At 67.1% G+C, this 6,109-nt stretch carries 8 protein-coding genes; 3 read left to right on the plus strand and 5 right to left on the minus strand.

Going from position 1 to position 6,109, the window contains the following annotated elements:
- Positions 1-22: 22 nt before the first annotated feature.
- Entirely contained in the window at positions 23-445 is a 423-nt protein-coding gene (locus ACCC94_RS11155; protein WP_413349533.1) for a hypothetical protein, read from the plus strand.
- Positions 426-1,043 carry a class I SAM-dependent methyltransferase gene (locus ACCC94_RS11160; RefSeq protein WP_413349534.1) on the plus strand — a complete coding sequence of 206 codons (618 nt, stop codon included), beginning with the start codon at positions 426-428 and terminating at the stop codon, positions 1,041-1,043. The genes ACCC94_RS11155 and ACCC94_RS11160 overlap by 20 nt, the downstream gene beginning before the upstream one ends.
- Here ACCC94_RS11160 and ACCC94_RS11165 read toward each other — a convergent pair.
- The 3 genes from ACCC94_RS11165 to ACCC94_RS11175 form a co-directional block, all read right to left on the minus strand.
- On the minus strand, positions 1,022-1,279 hold the full coding sequence (locus tag ACCC94_RS11165) for a hypothetical protein (RefSeq protein WP_413349535.1): 258 nt from the start codon (positions 1,277-1,279) through the stop codon (positions 1,022-1,024). The two genes, ACCC94_RS11160 and ACCC94_RS11165, sit on opposite strands and share 22 nt — an antisense overlap.
- Before the next feature lie 124 nt (positions 1,280-1,403).
- Complete coding sequence (locus tag ACCC94_RS11170) at positions 1,404-1,646, minus strand: hypothetical protein (RefSeq protein WP_413349536.1); 243 nt, start codon at positions 1,644-1,646, stop codon at positions 1,404-1,406.
- A gap of 120 nt (positions 1,647-1,766) precedes the next feature.
- Positions 1,767-2,660: an NAD(P)H-binding protein gene (locus ACCC94_RS11175; RefSeq protein WP_413349537.1), complete on the minus strand. Its 894-nt coding sequence runs from the start codon at positions 2,658-2,660 to the stop codon at positions 1,767-1,769.
- A 168-nt stretch (positions 2,661-2,828) separates the two neighbouring features.
- Between ACCC94_RS11175 and ACCC94_RS11180 the strand changes: the two genes are divergently transcribed.
- Positions 2,829-3,794: an AraC family transcriptional regulator gene (locus ACCC94_RS11180; protein ID WP_413349538.1), complete on the plus strand. Its 966-nt coding sequence runs from the start codon at positions 2,829-2,831 to the stop codon at positions 3,792-3,794.
- Between the two features lie 731 nt (positions 3,795-4,525).
- Here ACCC94_RS11180 and ACCC94_RS11185 read toward each other — a convergent pair.
- Both ACCC94_RS11185 and ACCC94_RS11190 read right to left on the minus strand, forming a co-directional pair.
- Positions 4,526-4,975, minus strand: coding sequence for a hypothetical protein (locus ACCC94_RS11185; protein WP_413349539.1), 450 nt, complete (start codon positions 4,973-4,975; stop codon positions 4,526-4,528).
- Between the two features lie 197 nt (positions 4,976-5,172).
- Positions 5,173-6,109, minus strand: a 937-nt coding sequence (locus ACCC94_RS11190) for a sigma-54 interaction domain-containing protein (RefSeq protein ID WP_413349540.1), incomplete at its 5' end; no start/stop codon positions are given.

The following is a 6,109-nucleotide window of genomic DNA, read 5'->3' on the forward strand; positions in this document are numbered from 1 at the left end:
CGTCGTGCGATCGAAGGAACGGATGAAACGGATGCTGGCCTGCGTGGCGGGATTTCTGCTGCTGGGCTGGGGGCAGGGGCTGTGGGCCCTGCATGCCTATCGGGAGAATCCGACGGCCGATATGCGGTCGATCAGCCTGTGGCAGGAGATGACCCCGCTGCTGTTCTTCTGGGCCCTGTGGGTCGCGCTGGCGGCCTGGCCGAGGCGAGCGACGGCGGGCTGGCGCGGTGCGCTTTCGTCGGGAGTCGCCCTGCTGGGCTGGTTCTGGGCGGATGTTTGTCTGTACGACAGCCGGGTGGCGAGCTGGAGCACATACTCCCTTGCCGAGCTGGCGGTGGAGGTGGCCCTGGTCTGTGGCGGGCCATTGCTGGTCGCCGTTGTGCTCTATGGTGGCGGTTGGGCCCTGGCGGCCAGGAGGAAGACCGATGATCCGAAGCTGGTATGACCGTCATGCACTGCCGCGCCTGATCGACTTCGCCTGTGGCCTGCGCGATGTGATGAAGCAGCGCTCGCTGCTGGTGCCCCGTGCGCGCGGCCGTGTGCTGGAAATCGGCATGGGGACCGGCCTCAACCTGTCTTTCTACGATCCGGCGAAAGTGTCGACAATCGTCGGCGTCGACCCGGCAGCGCAGATGCAGAACCTCGCTTGCGGTCGCGCCGCGGCGATCGGCATTCCGGTGGAGATGGTGGCGCTGGAGCTGGGACAGATCCGCGCGGACGCCGGCAGCTTCGACAGCATCGTCTGTACCTTCACTTTATGCAGCATCCCCGATGCCGTGGCGGCGCTGAAGGAGATGCGCCGGGTGCTCAAGCCCGGCGGCGAGTTTCTATTCTGCGAACACGGCCTGGCGCCGGACGCCGGCGTACGCACCTGGCAACACCGGTTGACGCCGGTGTGGAAACCGCTGGCCGGTGGCTGTCACCTGGACCGCGACATGCCGGCGCTGGTCGAATCCGGCGGCTTCCAGTTGCGCGAACTGATCCAGGACTACCTGCCCGGCCCGCGGCCGATGACCTACGTCTATCGCGGCATGGCCGACTGACGCGGGGGCAGGCGGTCGAGCACCTCGATGCTGAGGATGTAGGCGCTGCGCACGTAGAGGTCCTCGGGGCGTTCGAGCAACCCGATGTCGGACTGGCAGTCATTCATGCGTACCACGAAAGGCGCCGCGCCGTCGCACAACGCGTAGTAGTCGCCCTGGCTGATCCAGCCGCGGAGCACCGACGACTCGCGGTTGTGTGCGCGAACCACGACTTCGACCTTGAGATGTTCGTTCATTGCCACGTCGCTCCACTGGGGGTGAAAAGAGGTGGCAAACCTTAACGTTCGTCCCGTGCAGCCTCTGTCAGGTTCCTCTGAATGGGCTGTGGGACTTTCCCCCCGTTTTTGCGGCCCTTGAGACTCAGGCCGCGCGCTCGGCCGGGGTGACCTTGAGGATGTGCGTACCGCTGAGGAACAGGTCCTGTACCGGGCCGGTGGGGCAGTGGCGGCTCTGGCAATCGCCCAGGCGCACTTCGAAAGGCGCGCGGCCTTCGCGCAGGGCCAGGTAATCCTCGCGGCTGATGCGACCGTGGAGGATGCGTTGCGGGCGGTAGGGAGACCAGGTCTCCACATCGACCCAGAGACTGTCGGGAGCGAGGTTCATGGCGGAAGGTCCGGCTGATGAAAAAGGGCGAGTACTCTAGACAGCGGACCCGCGCCAAATTCATCGGAGCCTTCCGAGATATTTGTAGGAAATTATGTTGCCCTGACCGGCGGCAGCCTCCTAGGGCAGGGCGCGATAGGCCTCGGCCCAAACCTGGGCGAAGTCCTCGAAGGGCGTCGTCGTGGTGTTGGCAGGCGAGCGTACCTCCTGCGCCCGAACCCTTCCGCTGCTGATCGCCTCGCCCAGCTCGGCGTAGCACGCTGCAATGCTGGCGGAGCAGCCGGCTTGCTGCAGCGCGGCGGCCAGCTCCCGGGGCGAGACCGGGACGTAGGGCAGGTCCGGCCGGCCAATGGCCGTGCCCAGCAGGTGGGTTGCCTGGGCATAGGTGATGTCGCGCTGGCCGAGTACTTCGCGGGTCCGGACGCCGTGCCAGTCGCGGGCCATGAGGGCGCGGCCGGCGGCGTCGGCGACGTCCCTGGTGGCGACCATGGGCACCGGCACATCCGGCGCCACCGCGTCGCTGTAGCAGTCGTAGGCGCGGACGATCTCCAGCGCGCCATACAGATTCTCGAACAGGGCTCCGGAGCGCAGCATCAGCACGTCCACCTCCGGCGGCAACCGGCGCAGGCGCTGTTCCTGATCATGCATGCTGATGATCGGCCCAGTGCCGGAAGGAACCTCGGCGCCGACGCTGCTCAGGAACACCACCCGGCGCACGCCGCTGTCGCGGATCGCGGCCAGGATCGCCTCGCCCTGGGCGGCTTGCTGCTGACGGTAGTCCTCGGTTTCCGGGCCGTAGGCGAGCAGGGTGTAGACCGCCTCGGCGCCGCGGAAGGCCTCAGTGAGAAAGACGGCGTCGTGCGGCTCGCCCACGGCAATCTGCGCGCCGGCGGCGGCCAGCGGGGCCAGGCGCTCGGCGTTACGGCCCAATGCACGGACGGGCACGCCGGCCTCCAGCAGGGTCTGGCAGATTCGTGAACCGGTGCGGCCGGTGGCTCCCATTACAGTAATCATGGCGATGTCCTCGCTGGTGGCTGTCCCTCGGCACCCGCCGTGGGTTCGTTGGCCTGGGTTCAGTCTCCCGCCAAAGGGTTGGACGGTTAATGCCTGGAAGTCGCTGCTTCATGCTCGTTCGTCCAGAGGAGCTGGACGCCGCCGCGCTGTCGGACCAGTCTCAGGACCATGAACGCTCCCACCGCGCTTCCAGACCTGACCGACGCCTGGGCTTCCTCCGATCCCCTGGGTGAGGCCCTGCATTTCCTGCGCATGAGCGGCACCTTCTATTGCCGCTCCGAGTTCAGCGCGCCCTGGGGACTGGACCTGCCGGCCATGCCGCAGTGCCTGATGTTCCATGTGCTGACCGTCGGCGAATGCTGGCTGGAAGCCGAGGACGACGCGCCGCGCCGGCTGGCGCCGGGCGACCTGGTGCTGGTACCCCACGGCGAGGGCCACCGACTGGTGAGCGCGCCGGGCGAAGCGGCGGCGAGGTTGTTCGACCTGCCGCGCGCCTACGCCAGCGACCGCTACGAAGTGCTGCGCCAGGGCGGCGGAGGGGAACCGACGGCGATGATCTGCGGTGCGGTGCGCTTCGACCATCCCGCCGCGCTGCAACTGGTGCGCCTGCTGCCGCGCGTGCTGGAGGCGCAGGTGCGCGACCCTGGCCATCGCGACTGGCTGATGAGCACCCTGCAACTGATGGAGAACGAGGCGCGGGCCATGCGTCCCGGCGGCGAAACGGTGATCACCCGGCTGGCCGACATCCTGGTGATCCAGGCCATCCGCGCCTGGATCGAGCAGGACCCGGCCGCACAGACCGGTTGGCTCGGCGCCCTGCAGGATCGACAGCTGGGGCGCGTGCTGAGCCTGATCCACCGGGAACCGGAGCGGGATTGGAGCCTCGCGTCACTTGCCGGTGCGGCGGCCATGTCGCGCTCGGCCTTTGCCGCGCGCTTCGCGGAAAAGGTCGGCATGCCGGCCATGCACTACGTCACCCGTTGGCGCATGCATGTGGCGCTGAGCTGGCTGCAGGAGAAGGAGATCGCCGTGGCCGAACTGGCCGAGCGCCTCGGCTACCAGTCCGAGGCGGCGTTCAGCCGGGCGTTCAAGCGGTTCATTGGCGTGTCGCCGGGCAGTGTGCGGCGCGACTAGACTGTGCCATGGAGCGTAGGAGCGGACTCTGTCCGCGATGCTGTTGCTTGGGCTTGGGTGTTTTAGCGCCGCTTTGGTGTGCGCGTGGACTTCTCGTTTCGCCCCCTCGGGCGAGTCCCTTTTGGCAAACGTCGGATAGCCGCCCTCCCAAAAGGAACCAAAAGGTCTTGCCCCGGACATCCGGTTTTTCGCTTAGGCGAAAAATACCCTCGTTGAATCGAAGTTTCAGGGGCCCGAACTAGGCGTCCCCCTCGACGGGCCATCCCTGGCCCGACAGCGCTCTCGCGACATCCATGTCGCTCAACCCCTGAAACTCCGCTTCAACGAGGCCTCCTGAACGGGGCAGTCGGAGTGCGCGGTCATTTCTCTGGAAATATTTCAGAGCCAGAGCCAGAGCCAGAGCCAGAGCCAGAGCGCACTGCGTAGGAGCGGACCTTGTCCGCGAAATCCATCAAGGTGGCACTCACTGCGAAGTGAGCGCAGCCCCGTAGGGCGCATAACGCGCCAGCGTTATCTGCCGCGGTGTTTCGGCGGATAACCTGTTCCAGGTTATGCGCCCTGCGTTCGGGCCGGTGACGGCGTGGGAGGCGGGTTCGCGAGCAAGGGCTGGGCGCCCCCCTCGGTCCTACGAAGAGCGCCGTCGCCGAGCCCCGCCTGTAGGAGCGAGCTTGCTCGCGAACCGCACGGCACGATGGCCGCGCGGAGGCAGGTCAGTTCCGGGAGGCGCCCGGTCAGAGCTGGATATCGTCGCGGATCAGCACGCAGGTGCAGCCGTCGTCGTCTTCGCGCCAGTCGTGGAGGAAGTACATCTGGATCTTGCCGCCGTCCATCACCGCCAGGTAGTCGCCCACTTCCGGGACGAAGAACCCGGAGGTACCCGGCTCGGCCTCGCACTCGATGCGAGCACTGAAGAACAGGGCCGGGTCGGCGTCGTCGAAGAAGTCCTCGCGCTCGGCGGCGTCCCACTCGACCGGTGCCTCGAATGCACCGAGGAATTGCACCTTGGCATCGCCCATGTCCAGTTCTTCGGCGTCCGGGTCGTTGTCGTCCGGGCGGTAGACGGTGGCGTCCAGCGCGCTGCTGTCGGCGAGGATGGCGCGGCGCGCGGCCATGCGCTGCTGCGGATCGACGCCGGCGTCGGCGCAGAGCTGGTTCCAGAGGGTTTCGGCTTGGGTGGACATGAGGGCTCCCGCTCGTGCGGCCGGTTCAAAGGCCGATAGTGTCGGGGACACATCGTGCCAGATCAATGGGGCGCTGCGTCGCGCGACGTTCTTCATGTAGGAGCGAGCTTGCTCGCGAACCCGCTTGATGCCATTTGTCTCCGGCCAAAAAACGTTCGCGAGCAAGCCCGCTCCTACAAAAACGCCAATTGCGCCGATTACTCGCTCTTCAGGCCGTACTTCTTAACCTTGTCGAACAGCGTGGTCTTGGCCATGCCCAGGGCGTGCGCGGCCTGGCTGAGGTTGCCGGCGTGGCGTTCCAGCGCGGTCGACAGCAGGCTCTTCTCGAAGGCTTCCACGGCCTCGGCGAAGCGCGGTTCGCCGGCGTCCGGGCCGAGGTTGCCGCCGGCCAGCACCGGCAGGCCGAGGGAGAAGCGTTCGGCAACGTTGCGCAGCTCGCGCACGTTGCCCGGCCAGTCGTGGGCCATCAGGGTGGCGGCGGTGGCGTTGTCGATGGCGGGGGCCGGGCGGTCGAATCGCAGCGAGGATTGCTGCAGGAAGTGCTCGAAGAGCATCAGGATGTCTTCGCGGCGTTCGCGCAGCGGCGGCAGGTTCAGGGTGATGACGTTGAGGCGGTAGTAGAGGTCGCTGCGGAAAGCCCCTTCGCGGCCCATGGCGGCGAGGTCGGACTTGGTCGCGGCGATCACCCGGCAGTCCACGCGGATCAGTTCGTTGGAACCCAGGCGCTCCAGTTGCTGTTCCTGCAGCACGCGCAGCAGCTTGATCTGCAGGTTCAGCGGCATGCTCTCGATCTCGTCGAGGAACAGGCTGCCGCCGTCGGCATGCTCGATCTTGCCGATCCGCCGCTTGCCGGCGCCGGTGAAGGCATGTGCCTCGTGGCCGAAGATTTCGCTGTCGATCAGGCTTTCCGGCAGGCCGCCGCAGTTGAGCGCGACGAAGGGCTTGGGCTGGCGCCGGCTGTAGTCGTGCAGGCAGCGCGCGACCAGTTCCTTGCCGGTGCCGGTCTCGCCTTCGATGAGCACGTTGGCGGAGGTGTCGGCGACGTTGGCGATCAGCTCGCGAAGCGCCTGCATGGCCGGCGAGCGGCCGATCAGCCGGCTTTCCAGGGCCTGCTTGCCGGCCAGCTGCGCCGCC

This window comes from Pseudomonas sp. Pseusp97 (genome assembly GCF_047304025.1).
Taxonomy (GTDB): domain Bacteria; phylum Pseudomonadota; class Gammaproteobacteria; order Pseudomonadales; family Pseudomonadaceae; genus Pseudomonas.

Bases quoted from the DNA above. Each gene is read 5' to 3' on its own strand.
- ACCC94_RS11155 (WP_413349533.1), top strand. From the start codon at position 23: ATGAAACGGATGCTGGCCTGCGTGGCGGGATTTCTGCTGCTGGGCTGG.
- ACCC94_RS11160 (WP_413349534.1), top strand. From the start codon at position 426: ATGATCCGAAGCTGGTATGACCGTCATGCACTGCCGCGCCTGATCGAC.
- ACCC94_RS11165 (WP_413349535.1), bottom strand. From the start codon at position 1,279: ATGAACGAACATCTCAAGGTCGAAGTCGTGGTTCGCGCACACAACCGC.
- ACCC94_RS11170 (WP_413349536.1), bottom strand. From the start codon at position 1,646: ATGAACCTCGCTCCCGACAGTCTCTGGGTCGATGTGGAGACCTGGTCT.
- ACCC94_RS11175 (WP_413349537.1), bottom strand. From the start codon at position 2,660: ATGATTACTGTAATGGGAGCCACCGGCCGCACCGGTTCACGAATCTGC.
- ACCC94_RS11180 (WP_413349538.1), top strand. From the start codon at position 2,829: ATGAACGCTCCCACCGCGCTTCCAGACCTGACCGACGCCTGGGCTTCC.
- ACCC94_RS11185 (WP_413349539.1), bottom strand. From the start codon at position 4,975: ATGTCCACCCAAGCCGAAACCCTCTGGAACCAGCTCTGCGCCGACGCC.